Source organism: Mesorhizobium sp. M0954, from assembly GCF_040319155.1.
Lineage (GTDB): Bacteria > Pseudomonadota > Alphaproteobacteria > Rhizobiales > Rhizobiaceae > Mesorhizobium.
Genome location: NZ_JAMYNR010000021.1, coordinates 1 through 19,479, shown reverse-complemented (window position 1 = coordinate 19,479; position 19,479 = coordinate 1). Strand labels below are relative to the sequence as shown.

The following is a 19,479-nucleotide window of genomic DNA, read 5'->3' as shown; positions in this document are numbered from 1 at the left end:
TCAGGCTTCCATCGTTTCGACCAGCGCGCGGCCTAGCCGGGCAGGACCGGGAAAATAGTCCCACTCCTGCGCATGCGGATAGGGCGTGTCCCAGCCGGTGACCCGCGCCACCGGCGCTTCCAGATGGTAGAAGCAGCTCTCCTGAACCAGCGCCGAAAGTTCGGCGCCGAACCCCGATGTCAGCGTCGCCTCGTGCACGATGACGCAGCGCCCGGTCTTGTTGACCGATGCGACGATCGTCTCGAGATCGAGCGGCAGCAGTGTCCTCAGATCTATGATCTCGGCATCGATGCCGGTCTCCTCGGCTGCCGCCTGGGCGACATAGACCATCGTGCCATAGGCAAGCACGGTGACTGCCGCACCCGGCCGTCGGATCACCGCCTTGCCGAGCGGCACCGTGTAATGGCCGTCGGCAACCTCGCCGAGCTCATGTTTCGACCATGGCGTTACCGGCCGCTCATGATGACCGTCGAAGGGGCCGTTATAAAGCCGCTTCGGCTCCAGGAAGATCACCGGGTCCGGATCCTCGATCGCCGCGATCAGCAAGCCCTTGGCGTCATGCGGGTTCGAGGGCACCACGACTTTCAGGCCGGAGACGTGGGTGAACAGCGCCTCCGGGCTCTGGCTGTGGGTCTGGCCGCCGAAAATGCCGCCGCCGGTCGGCATTCTCACGACGATCGGGCAGGTGAAATCGCCGTTCGACCGGTAGCGCAGCCGCGCCGCTTCCGAGACAATCTGGTCGTAGGCTGGATAAACATAGTCGGCAAACTGCACCTCGACACAAGGCTTCAGCCCGTAGGCGGCCATGCCGATGGCCGCGCCGACAATGCCGGATTCGCTGATCGGCGCATCGAAGCAGCGGCCCTTGCCGTATTTCGCCTGCAGGCCTTGCGTGCAGCGGAAGACGCCGCCGAAGAAGCCGACATCCTCGCCGAACACGATGACTTGGCTGTCGCGCGCCATCGACACGTCCATGGCGTCGCGGATCGCCTCGATCATGGTCCGCCGCGGCATGGTCAGACCCCTGCCTGTTGGCGCTGGCGCCTGAGATGCGGCGGCATCTCGGCATAGACGCCCTCGAACATGTCGCGCGTCGAGGGCTTGCCGCCGGCATGCAGCGTGCCATGGCGCTCGGCCTCCCGCTGCGCCGAAATCACCGTGTCGAGGATTTCCGCCTCGGCCTGGGCGTGGCGTTCGTCCGACCAGACGCCGCGCTGGATGAGATGGTTCTTCAGCCTGACGATCGGGTCGCCGAGCGGCCAGGCATCGGACTCGGCCTTCGGCCGGTAGGCCGACGGGTCGTCGGAGCTCGAATGGGCGCCGACGCGGTAAGTGACGTATTCGACCAGCGTCGGCCCGAGATTGCTGCGCGCCCGTTCCGCCGCCCATTTGGCCACCGCATGGACGGCGAGATAGTCGTTGCCGTCGACGCGCAGCGACGGGATGCCGAAGCCGAGCCCACGGGCGGCAAAAGTGCCGGAACCGCCGCGGGCGATGCCCTGGAAGGTCGAGATCGCCCACTGGTTGTTGACGACGTTGAGCACGACCGGCGCCTTGTAGGTCGAGGCGAACACCAGCGCCGAATGGAAGTCGGACTCGGCGGTCGAGCCGTCGCCGATCCAGGCGGCGGCGATCTTTGAATCGTTGCTGATTGCGGAGGCCATCGCCCAGCCGACCGCCTGGATGTACTGCGTCGCCAGATTGCCGGAGATCGAGAAGAAGCCGTGCTCCTTCGACGAATACATGATCGGCAATTGCCGCCCTTTCAGCGGATCGGCCTCGTTCGAATAGATCTGGTTCATCATCGTGACCATCGGGTAGCCGTCGGCGATGAGCAGGCCGGCCTGCCGATAGGTCGGAAAATTCATGTCGCCCCGCGACAGCGCCTTGCGGAAGGCGCAGCTCACTGCCTCTTCGCCGAGATGCTGCATGTAGAAAGAGGTCTTGCCCTGGCGCTGCGCCATCTGCATGCGCGCATCGAAGCTGCGCAGCGTCATCATATGGCGCAGCCCCTCCAGCAACTCGTCGTCCGAAAGCAGCCCTGCCCACGGCCCGACCGCCTCGCCGGCGCGGTTGAGCACGCGGATGATCGAGAAGGCCAGATCGCGGATGTCGCGCGGGTCGACGTCGATCTTCGGGCGCGGCACCGAGCCAGCCTTTGGAATGCTCACATTGGAGAAATCCGGCGTCCCGCCCGGCCGCACTTCCGGTTCCGGAACATGGAAGCGCAGCATTCCAGCATCGGCCATGATCTCGGTCCTCCACTGTTGCCCGGCCAGGATATTTGCACACCGCCAGACCAGTGCCAATTCGTCGGGCGAGGCTTCGCTGCCGCTGGCTGCTGCCCGCGGCCGACAGGATGGAGATATGTCGGCGAAATTTCTTGTCGATCTTCCGCGCCGGCGCGCAATTTGGGAGATGATTGCGCCGGGTTTCCCGCCAGATAAGGCAATGCGTCGGGTTGGGCGGCACGAGCACCTCCTTCTCCCCTTGTGGGAGAAGGTGGCCGAGCGAAGCTCGGTCGGATGAGGGGTGTTCCAGCTTGGCACCAACAGCGCTCCGGCCAGCACCCCTCAACCGTCTTGGCGCTGCGCGCCAATCCACCTTCTCCCACAAGGGGGAGAAGGAAAGGAGGGCGGCGCCGTTCACCCCGCGCCCGCGTCATGCTAATCAGCGCCCATGGCACAAAAGAAAGCATACGAGGTCGATGCATGGCTCGCGAAGCCGGATCCGCGCGTCTCGATCGTGCTGCTTTACGGTCCCGATCGCGGGCTGGTTGCCGAGCGGGCAAAGGCCTTTGCCGGCAAGACCGGCCTGCCGCTCGACGATCCGTTCTCGGTCGTCAGGCTGGACGGATCGGAAGTCGATCGCGACGAGGGCCGTCTGCTCGACGAGGCGCGCACCGTGCCGATGTTTTCGGAGCGGCGCCTGCTATGGGTGCGCAACGCCGGCGCTCAGAAGGCGCTTGCCGATGACGTCAAGGCGCTGACGTCGGAGCCCGCGCGGGACGCCATCATCCTCATCGAGGCCGGCGACCTGAAGAAGGGCGTCGGCCTGCGCGCCGTGGTGGAGGCGGCGGACAATGCCATGGCATTGCCTTGCTATGCCGATGAGGCCAGGGATATCGATACGGTCATCGACGACGAACTGCGCAAGGCCGGCATGTCGATGACACTGGAAGCGCGGCAGGCGCTGCGCCGCAATCTCGGCGGCGACCGGCTGGCCTCGCGCGGTGAAATCGAAAAGCTGGTGCTTTATGCGCATGGCCAGGCCGAAATCGGCCTCGACGACGTCAAGGCGACATCCGGCGATGTGTCCGGCCTCTCCTTCGATGCGGCCGTCGACGCCCTGCTCGAAGGCAGGATCGCCGACTTCGACACCGCCTTCACCCGCCATTGCCAGTCCGGCGGCCAGCCCTTTCTGGTACTTTCATCGGCGATGCGGCAGTTGCAGGCGATCCAGGCGATGCGCGGCCTGATGGACGCCGGCGGCCGCAATGCCGCTTCGGTCGTTGCCGCGGCGCGCCCGCCGGTGTTTTTCTCCAGGCGCAAGCTGGTCGAGAAAGCCCTCGAACGCTGGAGCAGCGAGGCGCTCGGGCGCGCCCTCAACCGCCTGCAGACGGCGGTGCTGCAGACACGCCGGCGGCCGGATCTGTCGGTCGCGCTGGCACGCCAGGCCCTGCTCGGCATCGCAGTGGAGAGCGCAAGGCTGGCGCAGCGCACCTGATCTTCCTCCTTGAGGGGGAGATGTCGCCAAAGGCGACAGAGGGGGTCACAGCGCGTAAAACACCAGCCCCTTCCGCGAAGACAGAGGACGTGGGCGCTTGAAATTTGACGACCCCTTCTGGCCTGCCGGCCGTCTCCCCCTCAAGGAGATTAACTACTTCGACGATTTCGCCAATCACCGCGCGGCAGCAAAACGTTCTTTGCCGGCTAATTTTAGCAACCTACCTACTCCCGCTTCAGCCTTCGACAAAGCTCGTCGAGCTGCTCCAGCGTCCGGTAGGCGACGCTGATCACGCCGCCGCGCTGGTTGTGCTCGATCGTGACGATCATGCCGATCGTGCTGGTCATCAGCCGCTCCAGCGCCAGTGTGTCGGCATCCTTTTGCGGCGGGGGCGCGGGCTGGCGCTTTGCCGCCGGCGCGCCGACCGGCATTTGCGCCAGCGCCTCGGCCTGGCGCACCGAAAGCCCCTCGTCGATGATCCGCTTGGCAAGCCCGGCCGGGTCGTTGGCCGTCACCAGGGTACGGGCGTGGCCGGCAGAGAGCGCCCCGTCGACCAGCATGTCGCGGATGACGTCGGGCAGCTTGAGCAGCCTCAGCGTATTGGCGACATGGCTGCGGCTCTTGCCGATCACCTGGCCGAGATCGGCTTGGGTATAGCCGTGGTCGTCGATCAGCTGCTGGTAGCCGAGCGCCTCCTCGACCGGGTTGAGGTCGGTACGCTGGACGTTTTCGATTATCGCCAGCTCGAGCGCCGTGCGATCGTTGACGTCGCGTACGATGATCGGGATTTCGGTCAGCCCGGCGCGTTGCGCCGCGCGCCAACGACGCTCGCCTGCGATGATCTCGTAGCGGCCCGTTTGGGTTTTCGACGGCCGCGCCACCACCGGCTGCACCACGCCATGTTCGCGGATCGACTGGGCGAGGTCGGTCAGGTCGGCGTCGCCATAATGCCGGCGCGGGTTTTTGGGATTGGGGCTGAGGAACTCGATCGGCACCTTGCCGTCGGCCGCCAGCCCGGGCTTTTCCGGTGCCGCCGGGCGATCGATTTCGCCGATCAGCGCCGCCAGTCCCCGTCCCAGTCTTTTCCTCGAAGGGTCTTCGTTCATCGTCCGTCCAGATCGTTTCGGTGTCGAATCGGCTTATTGTTCAGGCAGCACGCAATTTGCGCTCGCGGCGGATGACTTCCGAAGCAAGCTGCAGATAGGCCTGGCTGCCCGAACATTTGAGGTCGTAGAGAATCGCCGGTTTGCCGTAGGACGGCGCCTCGGAAACGCGGACATTGCGCGGGATGACGGTTTCATAGACCTTGTCGCCCATATGCGCCCGCACATCCTGCACCACCTGGTTGGCGAGATTGTTGCGCCCGTCGAACATGGTCAGCACGATGCCCTGGATCGTCAGGTCGGGGTTGATCGAGCGGCGCACCTGCTCGACCGTCTCCAAAAGCTGGCTCAGGCCCTCCAGCGCGAAAAACTCGCACTGCAGCGGCACCAGCACCGAATCCGCCGCAGCCATCGAATTCAGTGTCAGCAGGTTGAGCGACGGCGGGCAGTCGATCAGCACATAGCCGAAATTGGCCGAGCGCTCAGCCGAAGCCCGCAGCGCGTTGCGCAGCCGCAGCACTCGATCCGGCGCCGAGGCGATTTCCATCTCGATGCCGAGCAGGTCGAGCGTCGACGGTACGATCGACAGGCCAGGCACCGCCGTCGGGATCGCCGCCGCTTCGAGATCCAGTTCGCCGGTCAGCACGTCATAGGACGAGACGGTGCGGTCGCGCCGGTCGATGCCAAGCCCGGTGCTGGCATTGCCCTGCGGGTCGAGATCGACGATCAGCACCTGTTCGCCTATTGCCGCCAGCGCGGTGGCCAGATTGATGGCGGTCGTCGTCTTGCCGACGCCGCCCTTCTGGTTGGCGACGGTGATGATTCGGGGGCCGTTCTTCATCATGGGTCTATGCCAGAAATTCATTTGGGTCGCCGGTCACAAGCCAGGGTGCTGTCGCAAGTCGGATACTTCGAGAATGACGCCCTGCGCGTCGGTTGCACTGGCATGTTCTACCAGATCGAAAGACCATCGTTGAGCGCTTTCTGCCACTTCGGCGCGGTAATCCCGGCCTTTGTGAAACAGGCCGCGCGAACCCTTGATCAGCCACGGTGCCGCCAGGTCGAGCAGGTCGGGCAGCGAGGCGAGTGCCCTGGCTGTGACGATTTGCGGTGCAGGAACAAGGGGATAGCTGTCGTCGATGCGGCGCGCGATAACCTTGGCGGGCAGGCTGAACTGTCCGATGACCGCTTGCAGGAACGATGCTTTTTTCCGGTTGCTTTCAACCAGGTCGATACCGGCGCCGTCCCGCTCGGCAAGCAAAAAGGCCAGCACAAGGCCGGGAAACCCACCGCCGGAGCCGAGATCGACCCAGCGCTTCGCCTCTGGTTTGATTCGCGCCAGCTGCGCGCTGTCGAGGATGTGGCGGCGCCAGACATCGTCCTGCGTCGATTGCGCGGCCAGATTGATCCGGCGGTTCCATTTCCGGAAGACGGCCTCGAACTCGACCAGGCGATCGAATGTTTCACGTGAAACCGGGCCCGCTGCCGCCTGCAGGTTTGCCCAGGACGCTGCGCTCACGCGACCTGCTTTCGCGCGGCCGCCTCGGCATTGCGGACATGGGCGACAATAATCGCCAGCGCCGCCGGCGTCATGCCTTCCATGCGTTGCGCATCGGCAATCGAGCGCGGCTGGCGTGCCAGCATCTTCTGCTTCAACTCGTTCGACAGGCCGGGAACAGAAGCAAAGTCGAGCGATTTGGGAATAAGCCTGCTCTCCTCATGCCTGATCTGCGAAACATCGGCCTGCTGCCGGTCGAGATAGACAGAATATTTGGCTTCCGTTTCAAGACGTTCCGCCGTTTTGCTGTCGATCGCCGCGAAAGCCGGCTCGATTCGCGCCAGCCAGGCGATGTCGACGCCGGGATAGGCCAGCAGCTCATAGGCCGAGCGGCGGACGCCGTCCCGGTTGATTTCGAGCCCATGGCGCGCCGCCTCATTGGGGGTCATGGTGGTGCCGAGGGCGAGCTGTCGCGCCTTCTCAAGGTCTTGCATACTATTGTTGAACCGCTGCATCCGCTCCGGCGAGGCAATCCCCAGCCTTATCGCCAGTGGCGTCAGCCGCTCATCGGCGTTGTCGGCTCGCAGCGATAGCCGGAACTCGGCCCGCGAGGTGAACATGCGGTAGGGTTCGGCAATGCCGCGGCTGGTCAAATCGTCGACCATCACGCCGATATAGGCTTCGGTGCGGCTGAGCAAGATTTCCTCGCTCGCCGACGCCTTGCGCGCTGCATTCAAGCCGGCAAGCAGCCCCTGCGCGCCGGCCTCCTCGTAGCCGGTGGTGCCGTTGATCTGGCCGGCGAGGAAAAGGCCGGCGATCCGCCTGGTTTCCAGCGTCGGCTTGAGCTCGCGTGGATCGACATGGTCATACTCGATGGCATAGCCCGGCTGCAGCATGGTTGCCCGCTCCAGCCCCGGAATGGTCTTCAGGATGTCGAGTTGCACGTCCTCGGGCAGCGAGGTCGAAATGCCGTTCGGGTACACCGTGTCGTCGTCCAGCCCTTCCGGCTCCAGAAAGATCTGGTGGCCTTCGCGGTCACCGAACTTGACGATCTTGTCTTCGATCGACGGGCAATAACGCGGCCCGACGCCTTCGATCGAGCCCGAATACATGGCCGAGCGGCCGAGATTGGCGCGAATCAGCTCGTGCGTCGCATTGGTCGTTCGGGTGATGCCGCAATGGATCTGCGGATTTTCGATGCGATCGGTGAGCAGCGAGAACGGCACGGGGTCCTCGTCCGCCGCCTGGCTCTCCAGTGACGCCCAATCGATCGTCCTGCCGTCCAGCCGCGGCGGCGTGCCGGTCTTCAGCCGCCCGAGCTTGAAGCCGGCGCGGCTCATCGTCGCCGACAGGCCGATGCTCGCCTGCTCGTTCATGCGGCCGGCGACGATCTTCTTCTCGCCGATATGGATCAGCCCGCGCAGAAAAGTGCCGGTCGTCAGCACCACGGCGCCGCAGGCGAGCCGGCTTCCATCCGCCAGCAGCACCGCCGCGATGCGTCCGTCGTCGATTTCCCCGTCGTTGATTTCGAAATCCAGCACCTCGCCTTCGATGACATCGAGGCCAGCCTGTTCGCGAATCGCCGCCTGCATGGCGAGCCGATAGAGTTTTCGGTCGGCCTGCGTCCGTGGCCCGCGCACCGCCGGTCCTTTGCGGCGATTGAGCAAACGGAACTGGATGCCTGCGGCATCGGCGACGCGCCCCATCAGCCCGTCCATGGCGTCGATCTCGCGAACCAGGTGGCCCTTGCCGAGGCCGCCGATCGCCGGATTGCAAGACATCACGCCGATCGTGTCGAAGCGCAGCGTCACCAGCGCCGTTCTGGCGCCAGCCCGCGCGGCCGCACTAGCCGCCTCGCAACCAGCATGACCGCCGCCCACCACCACCACATCATAGTGATTGGTCATTTCAGAATCCCGAATTCAAGTGGACCGACACATGTCCCTGGAGACACGCGCTGTCAAGGACGCAGGGCCTTCAGACGCATGACTGCCCCCGACAATGCAGACAGAGATCGCCTGGCGCCGCCCTGTCTTTCCTTCTCCCCCCTTTGTGGGAGAAGGTGGATTGGCGCGCAGCGCCAAGACGGTTGAGGGGTGCTGGACGGAGCACTGTTGGTGCCAGGCTGGAACACCCCTCATCCGACCGAGCTTCGCTCGGCCACCTTCTCCCCTTTGGGGGAGAAGGGGAGACGCTACGAGCGAGATCGTTTCACGTGAAACAGTCCCCCCTATTCCTGGGCCCATGTTTCACGTGAATCACCCCGGTGTGCTCCTTCCCCTATGTTTCACGTGAGTCATTTGCCGATACAGAACTGCGAAAAGATAACGTCCAGCATATCCTCGACATCGACCGCCCCAACGATGCGTCCAAGCCGATCCGCCGCCAGGCGCAGTTCCTCGGCCCGTAGCTCCTGGCCGCGATCACCACTGACCACTGCTGCGAGCAGGAAGCGTTTCGTCTCGTTGAGCAGCTCGACGTGCCGCAGCCGCGACGGCAGGACATCGCCGGCCTTGCCGATCTGGACTGCGGCACGACGCCCGATCTCGTCCAGCAGTTCGGTCAGACCCGTGCCGTCCCGCGTCGAGATAGCGAAATCATAGTGCGCCGCAGGCGAGGGCGATTTGCCCCCCAGCAGGTCAATTTTTGTTCCGACCCTCAGCGCCTGAATGTCGCCCGGCAGCATACCGATCGCGATTGGCTCCGCCAGATCCTCCAGCAGCAACAGCAGATCAGCGCTGTGCGCCTTGGTCCTGGCCTTCTCGATGCCGATCGCCTCGATCTTGCCGGGCGCCTCCCGCAGACCGGCGGTGTCGGTTACCCTGACCCGCACCCCTTGCAGGTCCAGTACCACCTCGAGCAGGTCGCGGGTCGTGCCCGGCTCGTCGGTGACGATGGCCGCTTCGCGCCGCGCCAGGGCGTTGAACAGGCTGGACTTGCCGGCATTCGGCGCGCCGAGGATGACGACTTCGAACCCGTCGCGGATAATTTCGGCAGCGCGGAAGCCGGCGACATGGCGCTCGATTTCGTCGATCATGGCCCGGACATCGGACCAGACCGTATCGGCGACCGAGCCCGGCACGTCATCCTGGTCGGCAAAGTCGATCTCGGCCTCGATCATCGCGCGGGCGTGGATCAGCCGTCTGCGCCAGCCCAGATAGAGTTCGCTCTGCACGCCTTGGGCGTTGTGAACGGCAAAGCGCCGCTGCGCCTCGGTTTCAGCGTTGATGAGATCGGCCAGCGCCTCGGTCTCGACCAGATCGAGCTTGCCGTTGAGAAAGGCGCGGCGGGTGAATTCGCCAGGCTCGGCATGCCTGACGCCGTCGCAGGAGGCGATCGTTTCCAGCATCCTCGCCACGACGGCGCGCCCGCCATGCACATGGAACTCTGCAACGTCCTCGCCGGTAAAACTGTCGGGACCGGCAAAGAAGACGACCAGGCCGCTGTCCAGCACCGATCCGTCGGGCGCCCGGAACTTGCGATAGGTGGCAACGCGGTTTGGCACCTTCGATCCAGCAATCGTTTCGACAGCGAATCGACTCTGCGGCCCGGAAATCCGGATCACCGCAATGCCGGCCGGCAGGCGCCCGCTCGACAGCGCCACGATGGAGTCTTTTGAAATCATTTGCCCGCTCTGCCGAAGCGCCCTAGCTATGCCTGTTCAATCCGCATCGAGTAGTGCCGTGACATTGCCTGCACAAAACCTGCTTGCCGAAGAGGCCAGCCCCTATCTGCAGCAGCACAGCGGCAATCCCGTGCACTGGCGGCCATGGTCGCCCGCCGCTCTGGCCGAAGCAAAGGTGCTGCAGCGTCCGATCCTGCTCTCTGTCGGCTACGCCGCGTGCCATTGGTGCCACGTCATGGCGCATGAGAGCTTCGAGAACGACGACGTCGCCGCCGTCATGAACCGTCTCTTCGTCAATATCAAGGTCGACCGCGAGGAGCGCCCCGACATCGACCAGATCTACATGGCGGCGCTGTCCTCGATGGGCGAGCAGGGCGGCTGGCCGCTGACCATGTTCCTGACCCCGGACGGCAAGCCGTTCTGGGGTGGCACTTACTTTCCGCGCGAAGCCCGCTACGGCCGGCCGGGTTTCGTCCAGGTGCTGGAGGCGGTTGACAAGGCTTGGCGGGAGAAGAAAGAAAGCGTTAACCAGAGTGCCGACGGCCTGACCACGCATGTCGAGACGCGGCTGGCGGGCAGCCATGGCAAGGCCGTGCTCGACCGCGGCATGCTGGCGAACCTCGCCAATGGCATTGACGGCATGATCGACCGCGATTTGGGCGGTCTGCGCGGCGCGCCGAAATTCCCCAACGCGCCGTTCATGCAGAGCCTCTGGCTGACCTGGCTGCGCGACGGCACCGCATCGCACCGCGACGCCGTTCTCCTCAGCCTCGAAAAGATGCTGGCCGGTGGCATCTATGACCATATTGGCGGCGGACTCAGCCGCTACTCGACCGACGCCGAATGGCTGGTCCCGCATTTCGAAAAAATGCTCTACGACAATGCCCAGCTCATCCGCTTGTGCAATTGGGCCTATGCGTCAACCGGCGAGGAATTGTTCCGGCTGCGAATCGAAGAGACCATTGCCTGGCTGTTGCGCGAAATGCGAGTCGAGGGCGATGCCTTCGCCGCCAGCCTTGATGCCGATAGCGAGGGCGAGGAGGGGTTGTTCTACACCTGGAGCAGGGATGAGCTAGAAGCAGCCCTTGGCGACGATTCAGCATTGTTTTTCAAATACTTCACGCTTGCCGACCCGCATGGTTGGGAAGGCAAGCCGATCATTTGCCAGACTGATGCTCAACAGGCGCAGAGCGTCATCGATCGTGACCTTCTGGTTCCGCTCAAGCAAAGGCTGCTGGCAGCGAGGGAACAGCGCGTGCGGCCCGGGCGTGACGGCAAGGCCCTGACCGACTGGAACGGCTTGATGATCGCAGCCCTTGCCGAGGCCGGACGGTCGCTTGGCCGATCCGACTGGATCGAAGCGGCGGCAACGGCCTTTGGCGCAATTGCGGCTGCCGGACGTGACGGCCGCCTGCCGCATTCGATGCTCGGCGCAAAGAAGCTGTTTCCGGCTCTGTCGAGCGACTATGCCGCCATGGCCAACGCCGCCATCTCACTGTTCGAGGCGACCGGCAATCCCGGCTACATCGATCGCGCCGGGAACTTCATTGAGCAACTCGATCTTTGGCACCGGGACAGCGACAAGACCGGCTACTATCTGACCGCGTCCGACAGCGCGGATGTGCCGATCCGCATCCGCGGCGATGTCGACGAAGCCATTCCTTCCGCTACCGGCCAGATCATCGAGGCTCTGGTCCGATTGTCGTCGCTTTCGGGCGATCTCGATCTCTGGGAAAAAGCCTGGACAGTCGCAGAGCACGCGGGCGGGCGGGCGGAGCACCAGGGCTATGGCCAGGCGGGTATAGTCAATGCCTGTGCCTTGGCGCTTGAACCGCTGAAGCTGGTGATCGTGGATAGACCGGAGACTCTAAGGCTTGCTCCGGTTGCGAATCGAAATCCAGACCCGCGCCGGGTGGACGTCGTCGTGCCTGTTGGCTCGGCGACAAATCTGCCGGCCTTGCCAGGCGGCGTCCTGCCGCCAACGACCGAGCCCGGCGCCTGGCTCTGCACGGGGCAGGTCTGCCTGCCGGCGATAACCGACGCTGAGGAACTCGAGCGGCAGTTGCGCCGTCGATAGGTCGAGGTGCACAGAACCGGAACGCCGGCGGGACAGCGCCTTGCCCCCTTTAAGTATTCATCGAATCGAAGAAATCCGCGTTGGTCTTGGTCTGCTTGAGCTTGTCGATAAGGAACTCGATGGCGTCGGTCGTTCCCATCGGCGCCAGGATGCGGCGCAGCACGAAGATCTTCTGCAGGTCCTGGCGCGGGACCAGCAGGTCCTCCTTGCGGGTGCCGGATTTGAGGATGTCCATGGCCGGATAGATGCGCTTGTCCGCCACCTTGCGGTCGAGCACGATTTCCGAATTGCCGGTGCCCTTGAACTCTTCGAAGATGACCTCGTCCATGCGGCTGCCGGTATCGATCAACGCCGTGGCGATGATGGTCAGCGAGCCGCCTTCCTCGATGTTGCGGGCAGCACCGAAGAAGCGCTTCGGCCGCTGCAGCGCGTTGGCGTCGACACCACCGGTCAGCACCTTGCCGGATGACGGCACGACGGTGTTGTAGGCGCGGCCGAGGCGGGTGATCGAATCCAGCAGGATGACGACGTCACGGCCGTGCTCGACCAGGCGCTTGGCCTTCTCGATGACCATTTCGGCAACCTGGACGTGGCGCACCGCCGGCTCGTCGAAGGTCGAGGATACCACCTCGCCCTTCACCGAGCGCTGCATGTCGGTGACTTCCTCCGGCCGCTCGTCGATCAGAAGCACGATCAAATAGCATTCCGGATGGTTGGTGGTGATCGAATGGGCGATGTTCTGCAGCAGCACCGTCTTGCCGGTGCGCGGCTGCGCCACGATCAACGCGCGCTGGCCCTTGCCGAGCGGCGCCACCAGGTCGATGACGCGCGCCGAAATATCCTTGGAGGTCGGAACCTCCATCTCCATCTTCAGCCGCGAGGTCGGATAAAGCGGCGTCAGATTGTCGAAATGAATTTTATGGCGGATTTTTTCCGGGTCGTCGAAATTGATCGTGTTGACCTTGAGCAGCGCGAAATAGCGCTCGCCCTCTTTCGGGCTGCGGATCGGCCCTTCAACCGTATCGCCCGTCTTCAGCGAGAACCGCCGGATCTGCGACGGTGAAATATAGATGTCGTCGGGACCTGGCAAATAGTTGGCATTGGCGGAGCGCAGGAAGCCAAAGCCGTCCTGCAGCACTTCGACGACGCCGTCGCCGATGATCTCGATATCCTGGGTCGCCAGCCTCTTCAGGATCGCGAACATCAGCTCCTGCTTGCGCATGACGCTGGCGTTCTCGACCTCGAGCGATTCCGCATAAGCGATCAGCTCTGGCGGTTTCTTGTTCTTGAACTCTGTGAGCTTCATTTCTTGCATCATTAGACGGACTCTGAGTAAGCTTTGGGAAAAATATCGGCGGGATGCGACAAATGCCGGGCGCGGCCGAAGCGATAAATGGGCGGCGCATGACGGGAAGGAAGACCCGTCTTTTATCGTCGGTCGGTTGAAAGAGCAAGCCGCCTTTTGCGGGCAACCGAAGACGTCAGAACGGTTTCACGATTACCAGAACGACGATGACGATCATCAGCAATGTAGGGATCTCGTTGACGATCCGCCAGTGCCTTGCCGATTTTTCATTGCGGTCTTCGGCAAATGTCCGGACGGCGCCGGCGAGATAGCCATGCACGGCCGACAGGCCAACCACCGCAGCGATCTTGGCATGCAGCCAGCCGCCTTGAAAACCAAAGCCTTTCCAGGCGAGCCACAGGCCGAATGCCCAGGTGATCACCATTGCCGGATTGATGATGCCGCGCAGCAGGCGGCGCTCCATCACCTTGAAAGTCTCCGACTGGACGGAGCCTTTTTCGGCATCGGCATGATAGACCAGCAAGCGCGGCAGATAGAGCATGCCAGCCATCCAGGAGATGACGGCAATCACATGGATCGCCTTCGCCCAGGGATAGAAATCATCGGGCCCGAAGAAAAACAGCAGCCCGGCCAGCACCAGGAAGATGGCGATCGCAATTGCCGCGCGGCGCATCGCCCCTCGACCGCTGTTGGTGCTGTTCGCATTGTCTGCGCCCATCATCGTCACGATGCGCTCCGCACCAGTTTCACCATCTGCTCGACATGCGCCAGCGGCGTCTCCGGCGTGATGCCGTGGCCGAGGTTGAAGATCAGTGGTCCGTCGCCCAGCGCCTTCAGGATCGCCCCCACGCCGTCGGCAAGCGCTTTGCCGCCGGCTACAAGCCGCAGCGGATCGAGATTGCCCTGCACGGCGCCGTCACGCTGCAATTCCTTCGCGCTCGACAACGGCACGGTCCAGTCGAGGCCCAGCCCGGTCACGCCGGTCTTCTGGCGATAGCTTCGATAGTGATCTCCCGCGCCCTTGGGAAAGCCGATGACCGGAACATTGGGATGGGCAGCCTCCACTTGCCGGACGATCGAGGCCACCGGCTCGACGCAGAACAATTCGAAAGACGCTTCGTCGAGCACGCCTGACCACGAATCGAAGATCTGCACCACGTCGGCGCCGGCCGCGATCTGGCGGATCAGATAGGCAGCCGAATGATCGGCGAGCACCTTCAGCAGCCGAAGAAAGGCCGCCGGCTCGCGATAGGCGAACAGCCTGGCCGGCGCCTGGTCGGGCGTACCGTGGCCGGCAATCATGTAGGTCGCCACCGTCCAGGGCGCACCGCAGAAGCCGATCAGCGTCGTTTCATCAGGCAGTCTGGCGCGCAACCGCCGCACCGTCTCGTAGACCGGCTCGAGATTCACGTGAAACGTTTCGCCGTCGAGAGCCGCAATTTCCGCAGCCGTGATCGGCGTCAGCAGCGGGCCGCGTCCTTCCTCGAAGCGCACGTCGCGGCCGAGCGCATGCGGCACGACAAGAATATCGGAAAACAGGATCGATGCATCGAAGCCGAAGCGTTCGATCGGCTGCAGCGTCACTTCGACGGCGAGATCCGGGTCGTAGCAAAGATCGAGGAAGGATCCGGCCCGTCTCCTCGTCTCCCGGTATTCCGGCAGATAGCGGCCGGCCTGGCGCATCACCCAGAGCGGTGGCGGAAACGCCGCCTTGCCTCTCAACACGTCCAGCACGATCCGGTCTTGAGGCATTGAGCGCTCGCCTTTCCAGGCTTCCCTATAATTAAATATTCTATTTTTAGGAATCTTATGATTCTAAGAGTCTGTTGGTTGTGGTGGTTGTCTCCTGTCCCGCTTTGCCCTCGAAAAGACCAGCCAGCATATTGTCGCGCGCTTCTCCAACGGGATTGCAGGACTTTGTGGAAAGTCGGGAATTTACGACTGGAGTCAATGCGTTGCCGCCAGGCCAGGGAAATTGCCCCTGTGGATGAAGCGAAGGCAAAAAGCTCCGTCCCCGGACTTGTCCCCAACCGCCCGGAGAAGCCGACAGCACATCGAATTGTGGACAAACCGCCATCTGATACAGTCGCTTTGCGGTGGCCGAGTTTCCCGCCCGGCTTATCCACATCGGCCCACAGCCTGGAATGTATCCTGTGAACAAACCGCAGAGCTTCTTTCACCTTCACCTGATTTCCGACGCCACCGGCGAAACGCTGCTGGCCGCCGGCCGCGCGGCTTCCGCGCAATACAAGGACGCGCGCGCCATCGAACATATCTACCCGCTCATCCGCACCGAAAAGCAGGTGACGAAGGTGTTTGAGGATATCGAGGAGGAGCCGGGCATCATCCTCTATACGGTGGTCGACCAGAAGCTTGCCCGCGGCATCGACGAACGCTGCGCGGCCATGGGCCTGCCTTGCGTCTCGGTGCTGGAACCGGTGCTGACGGTGTTCCAGTCCTATCTCGGCACGCCGGCCGGCCGCCGCGTCGGTGCCCAGCATGTGCTGGACGCCGAATATTTCCGCCGCATCGACGCGCTCAACTTCACCATGGAGCATGACGATGGCCAGCTGCCGGCCAATATGGATGATGCCGACATCGTGCTCGTCGGCATCTCCCGCACCTCGAAGACGCCGACCAGCATCTATCTCGCCAATCGCGGCATCAAGACCGCCAACATCCCGATCGTGCTCGGCGTTCCGGTGCCCGAAAGCCTGGTCAATGCCACGAGGCCGCTGATCGTCGGCCTGGTCGCCACCGCCGAACGGATCTCGCAGGTCCGGCAGAACCGCATTCTCGGCACCAGCGCCTACGAACCGACCGACTATGTCGACCGCGCCGCGATCGCCGAAGAGCTCGCCTATGCCCGCCAGATATGCACGCGGCACGGCTGGCCGATGATCGACGTCAGCCGCCGTTCGATCGAGGAGACGGCGGCGGCCATCGTTGCCCTGCGCGGCAAGACGCGCTAGGGCGTGTGATATTCAGGTGATGCCGGCCTGCAAACGGCGGTTTCCTGCGCTTCCGGTGCTCACGTACGAAATGTACGCTCCGCTCCGGTTCTCGGAAGCCACCATTTTCGGCGCGGCCTGACCTGAATCTCGACGCACCCTAGTGACGCCAGCAAACGGGCGAAAAAAATGGCCGAAAAAATCATCCTTGCCTCGGGCAGCCCGTTCCGCAAAGCGCTGCTCGTCAATGCCGGCGTCACTGTCGAAGCGGTTCCGGCTTCTGTCGATGAGCGCGCGCTCGAGGCGCCGCTGCAGAACACTGGCGTGTCGCCGGAGGACGTCGCCCTGGTGCTCGCCGAAGCCAAGGCCACCGACGTCAGTGAGCGCAAGCCCGGCGCCCTGGTGCTCGGCTGCGACCAGACGCTGTCGCTCGGCGACGAGCTGTTCCACAAGCCGGCCGACATGGAAGGAGCGCGCCGTCATCTGCTGGCGCTGTCGGGCAAGACGCATCATCTCAACAGCGCCGTCGTGCTCGGCCGTGACGGCCAGGTTCTGTGGCGGCATGTCGGCATCGCCAGCCTGACCATGCGCAAGCTCGATCCGGCCTTCATCGGCCGCCATCTGGCGCGCGTCGGCGCCAAGGCGTTGTCCAGTGTCGGCGCTTACCAGATCGAAGGCGAAGGCATCCAGCTGTTCGAAAAAATCGAAGGCGACTATTTTACTATTGTCGGCTTGCCACTTTTGCCGGTGCTGGCCAAGCTGCGTGAGTTCGGGGCGATCGATGGCTGAGGCCCCAAAAAAAGCCTTCGTCACCGGCCACCCGATCGCGCATTCCAGGTCTCCGAAGATCCACGGCCACTGGCTGGCGAAATACGGCATCGACGGCGTCTACGAGGCCATCGACGTTGCACCGGAGGCCTTTGCCGAATTCCTGCAGGCGCTGCAGGCACAAGGCTATCGCGGCGGCAACGTCACCATCCCGCACAAGGAAGCCGCCTTCGCTTTGGCCAAGCGGCGTGACGCCGACGCCGAACAGATCGGTGCGGTCAATACACTGTGGTTCGAGAATGGCGAATTGTGCGGCGGCAACACCGATGCCCATGGCTTTGCCGCCAATCTGGACGAATATGCACCGGGCTGGGCGGCCAACGGCCCCGCCGTGGTGCTCGGTGCCGGCGGCGCCGCTCGCGCGGCCATCCATGCGCTGAAGCAGCGCGGCGTCAGCGACATCCGCATCGTCAACCGGACGCTTGCGAGGGCGCAGGAGCTGCGCGACCGCTTCGGTGCCGGCGTTTCCGCCCACAACCTCGCGGCGACCGGCGAATTGCTCGAAGATGCCGGCCTGCTGGTCAACACGACAGCGCTCGGCATGCATGGCAATGAAGGCCTGTCCGCGGATCCAGGCAGACTGCCGGACCGCGCCATCGTCACCGACATCGTCTACGTGCCGCTGGAGACGCCGCTGCTTGCTACCGCCAGAGCGCGCGGCCTGAGAACCGTCGATGGGCTCGGCATGCTGCTGCACCAGGCGGTGCCCGGCTTCGAGCGGTGGTTCGGCATCAGGCCAGAAGTCACCGCCGAACTGCGGCAAATAATTATTGCCGATATCGGCGCGATAAAATGATCGTGCTCGGCCTCACCGGATCGATCGGCATGGGCAAATCGACCGCGGCCAAGATGTTCGCCGAGGCCGGCGTGCCGGTCCATGATTCCGACGAGGCTGTGCATCGCCTTTATGCCGGCAAGGCCGCGCCCTTGGTCGAGGCGGCCTTTCCCGGCACCACCCGATCCGGTGCGGTCGACCGCGCGGCACTGGCGGAGCGGGTGCTCGGCGACGCCGCCGCGCTGAAACGGCTGGAAGCGATCATCCATCCGCTGGTCCGTGCCGACGCCGATGCCTTCCTGGCTGAACATCGTGCCGCCGGCGCGCCGCTTGCCGTGCTCGATATACCGCTGCTGTTCGAGACCGGCGGCCGCAACCGCGTCGACAAGGTCGTGGTCGTCACCGCGCCACCCGAAGTCCAGCGCGCCCGCGTGCTGGCGCGGCCGGGCATGAACGAGGAGAAACTGGCGTCGATCCTGGCCAGGCAGGTTCCCGACACCGAAAAGCGCCGGCGCGCCGACTTTGTCATCGACACCGGTCAGGGCTTTGACGCCACTCGCGCGGCCGTCAAGGCCATCATCGCCGAACTAGTCGTGGATAAGGCAGCCAGGCCTGGTTAAGAGGCTTGCAGACCCGCATTACTTGTTGCCATTTTGTTCCTGGTGTGATTCGGCTAGAATGATGCCGGCACCAGTGGACTGATTCGATGCGTGAGATCATCTTCGATACGGAAACCACCGGCCTCGACACGCGCGAGGACCGCGTCATCGAGCTTGGCGGCGTCGAGCTGGTCAACCGCTTCCCGACCGGCCGAACCTTCCACAAATACATCAACCCGCAAGGCCGCCAGATCCATCACGAGGCGCAGGCCGTGCACGGCATCAGCGCCGCCGATCTTCAGGGCAAGCCGACTTTCATGGAGATCGCCGAGGAGTTTCTGGCCTTCATCGACGGCGCCAAACTGGTCGCGCACAATGCCGGCTTCGACATCGGCTTCCTCAATCTCGAATTCGGCCGGCTTGGCCATCCGGCCATCGATCCGGGACGGATCGTCGACACGCTGGCGCTGGCGCGCCGCAAGCATCCGATGGGCCCCAATTCGCTCGACGCGCTCTGCCGCCGCTACGGCATCGACAACGGCCGCCGCACCAAGCACGGCGCGCTGCTCGATTCGGAATTGCTGGCCGAGGTCTATATCGAGCTCATCGGCGGCAAGCAGGCAAGCCTTATCCTCGACAGCATCCTGACTCCGGCGGGCGGCAGGCAGGATGTCGACGACATCGATATTTCGATCGGTGTGCGGCCGATCGCCTTGCCGTCGCGCCTGACCGATGCCGAGCGCGCAGCACACGCAGGCATGGTTGGCAGCCTCGGCGAAAAAGCGCTGTGGCTGCGCGTCCCCCCGGAAGCGAGTTCCGCGGCACAGTGATTTTGACCGGAGTGATCCTTCGCGCCCCCCTCTGTCCTGCCGGACATCTCCCCCTCAGGGGGGTGTTTGGACCGGAGACATCGCGAACAGGTGTGCGAGGACATCGCGAACAGTTTGGCGCGCTTTGCGCCGGGAGGTTCGGGATGCCATTCGAGGACACG

At 63.9% G+C, this 19,479-nt stretch carries 17 protein-coding genes; 7 read left to right on the top strand and 10 right to left on the bottom strand.

The features are described from left to right. Together NKH93_RS24450 and NKH93_RS24445 are read right to left on the bottom strand one after the other, a co-directional pair. Positions 1 to 1,014 carry an alpha-ketoacid dehydrogenase subunit beta gene (locus NKH93_RS24450; RefSeq protein WP_352770114.1) on the bottom strand — a complete coding sequence of 338 codons (1,014 nt, stop codon included), beginning with the start codon at positions 1,012 to 1,014 and terminating at the stop codon, positions 1 to 3. Between the two features lie 2 nt (positions 1,015 to 1,016). Then, the gene (locus tag NKH93_RS24445) at positions 1,017 to 2,249 is read right to left on the bottom strand and encodes a 3-methyl-2-oxobutanoate dehydrogenase (2-methylpropanoyl-transferring) subunit alpha (RefSeq protein ID WP_352818028.1); all 1,233 of its coding nucleotides are present in this window, start codon (positions 2,247 to 2,249) and stop codon (positions 1,017 to 1,019) included. A 430-nt stretch (positions 2,250 to 2,679) separates the two neighbouring features. On the opposite strand from NKH93_RS24445, the gene holA reads away from it, so the two are divergent. Next, positions 2,680 to 3,726, top strand: coding sequence for a DNA polymerase III subunit delta (gene holA, locus NKH93_RS24440; RefSeq protein ID WP_352614672.1), 1,047 nt, complete (start codon positions 2,680 to 2,682; stop codon positions 3,724 to 3,726). Between the two features lie 224 nt (positions 3,727 to 3,950). Here holA and NKH93_RS24435 read toward each other — a convergent pair whose 3' ends face one another. The 5 genes from NKH93_RS24435 to mnmE all read right to left on the bottom strand — a co-directional run bounded on the left by NKH93_RS24435 (position 3,951) and on the right by mnmE (position 9,952). Continuing rightward, positions 3,951 to 4,832: a ParB/RepB/Spo0J family partition protein gene (locus NKH93_RS24435; protein ID WP_352972427.1), complete on the bottom strand. Its 882-nt coding sequence runs from the start codon at positions 4,830 to 4,832 to the stop codon at positions 3,951 to 3,953. 40 nt (positions 4,833 to 4,872) lie between these two features. Continuing rightward, positions 4,873 to 5,673 (bottom strand): ParA family protein, encoded by an 801-nt coding sequence (locus NKH93_RS24430; RefSeq protein ID WP_084642633.1) that lies wholly within the window; start codon positions 5,671 to 5,673, stop codon positions 4,873 to 4,875. Positions 5,674 to 5,706: 33 nt separating this feature from the next. Next, entirely contained in the window at positions 5,707 to 6,348 is a 642-nt protein-coding gene (gene rsmG / locus NKH93_RS24425; RefSeq protein WP_352820770.1) for a 16S rRNA (guanine(527)-N(7))-methyltransferase RsmG, read from the bottom strand. Continuing rightward, positions 6,345 to 8,234 (bottom strand): tRNA uridine-5-carboxymethylaminomethyl(34) synthesis enzyme MnmG, encoded by a 1,890-nt coding sequence (gene mnmG / locus NKH93_RS24420; RefSeq protein ID WP_352820771.1) that lies wholly within the window; start codon positions 8,232 to 8,234, stop codon positions 6,345 to 6,347. Before mnmG ends, rsmG begins: the two co-directional genes overlap by 4 nt. 389 nt (positions 8,235 to 8,623) lie before the next feature. Then, positions 8,624 to 9,952 carry a tRNA uridine-5-carboxymethylaminomethyl(34) synthesis GTPase MnmE gene (gene mnmE / locus NKH93_RS24415; protein WP_352820773.1) on the bottom strand — a complete coding sequence of 443 codons (1,329 nt, stop codon included), beginning with the start codon at positions 9,950 to 9,952 and terminating at the stop codon, positions 8,624 to 8,626. 58 nt (positions 9,953 to 10,010) lie between these two features. Here mnmE and NKH93_RS24410 point away from each other — a divergent pair, with 58 nt between their 5' ends. Next, the gene (locus NKH93_RS24410) at positions 10,011 to 12,029 is read left to right on the top strand and encodes a thioredoxin domain-containing protein (RefSeq protein ID WP_352972425.1); all 2,019 of its coding nucleotides are present in this window, start codon (positions 10,011 to 10,013) and stop codon (positions 12,027 to 12,029) included. Positions 12,030 to 12,078: 49 nt separating this feature from the next. Here the strand turns inward: NKH93_RS24410 and rho are convergent, their stop codons facing one another. From rho to hemE, 3 genes are all read right to left on the bottom strand, one after another. After that, positions 12,079 to 13,344 carry a transcription termination factor Rho gene (rho, locus tag NKH93_RS24405; protein ID WP_023675925.1) on the bottom strand — a complete coding sequence of 422 codons (1,266 nt, stop codon included), beginning with the start codon at positions 13,342 to 13,344 and terminating at the stop codon, positions 12,079 to 12,081. 166 nt (positions 13,345 to 13,510) lie between these two features. Next, positions 13,511 to 14,053: a protoporphyrinogen oxidase HemJ gene (gene hemJ, locus NKH93_RS24400; RefSeq protein WP_352614786.1), complete on the bottom strand. Its 543-nt coding sequence runs from the start codon at positions 14,051 to 14,053 to the stop codon at positions 13,511 to 13,513. A gap of 5 nt (positions 14,054 to 14,058) precedes the next feature. Next, the gene (hemE, locus tag NKH93_RS24395) at positions 14,059 to 15,087 is read right to left on the bottom strand and encodes a uroporphyrinogen decarboxylase (protein WP_352972423.1); all 1,029 of its coding nucleotides are present in this window, start codon (positions 15,085 to 15,087) and stop codon (positions 14,059 to 14,061) included. A gap of 401 nt (positions 15,088 to 15,488) precedes the next feature. On the opposite strand from hemE, the gene NKH93_RS24390 reads away from it, so the two are divergent. The 5 genes from NKH93_RS24390 to dnaQ all read left to right on the top strand — a co-directional run bounded on the left by NKH93_RS24390 (position 15,489) and on the right by dnaQ (position 19,318). Beyond that, on the top strand, positions 15,489 to 16,307 hold the full coding sequence (locus NKH93_RS24390) for a pyruvate, water dikinase regulatory protein (protein ID WP_254817949.1): 819 nt from the start codon (positions 15,489 to 15,491) through the stop codon (positions 16,305 to 16,307). Positions 16,308 to 16,475: 168 nt separating this feature from the next. After that, complete coding sequence (locus NKH93_RS24385; RefSeq protein ID WP_352473997.1) at positions 16,476 to 17,075, top strand: Maf-like protein; 600 nt, start codon at positions 16,476 to 16,478, stop codon at positions 17,073 to 17,075. Further along, on the top strand, positions 17,068 to 17,910 hold the full coding sequence (locus tag NKH93_RS24380; protein WP_352972421.1) for a shikimate dehydrogenase: 843 nt from the start codon (positions 17,068 to 17,070) through the stop codon (positions 17,908 to 17,910). The genes NKH93_RS24385 and NKH93_RS24380 overlap by 8 nt, the downstream gene beginning before the upstream one ends. Then, the gene (gene coaE, locus NKH93_RS24375) at positions 17,907 to 18,509 is read left to right on the top strand and encodes a dephospho-CoA kinase (protein WP_352473995.1); all 603 of its coding nucleotides are present in this window, start codon (positions 17,907 to 17,909) and stop codon (positions 18,507 to 18,509) included. The genes NKH93_RS24380 and coaE overlap by 4 nt, the downstream gene beginning before the upstream one ends. Positions 18,510 to 18,595: 86 nt before the next feature. Next, positions 18,596 to 19,318: a DNA polymerase III subunit epsilon gene (gene dnaQ, locus NKH93_RS24370; protein WP_352770143.1), complete on the top strand. Its 723-nt coding sequence runs from the start codon at positions 18,596 to 18,598 to the stop codon at positions 19,316 to 19,318. Positions 19,319 to 19,479: the final 161 nt, after the last annotated feature.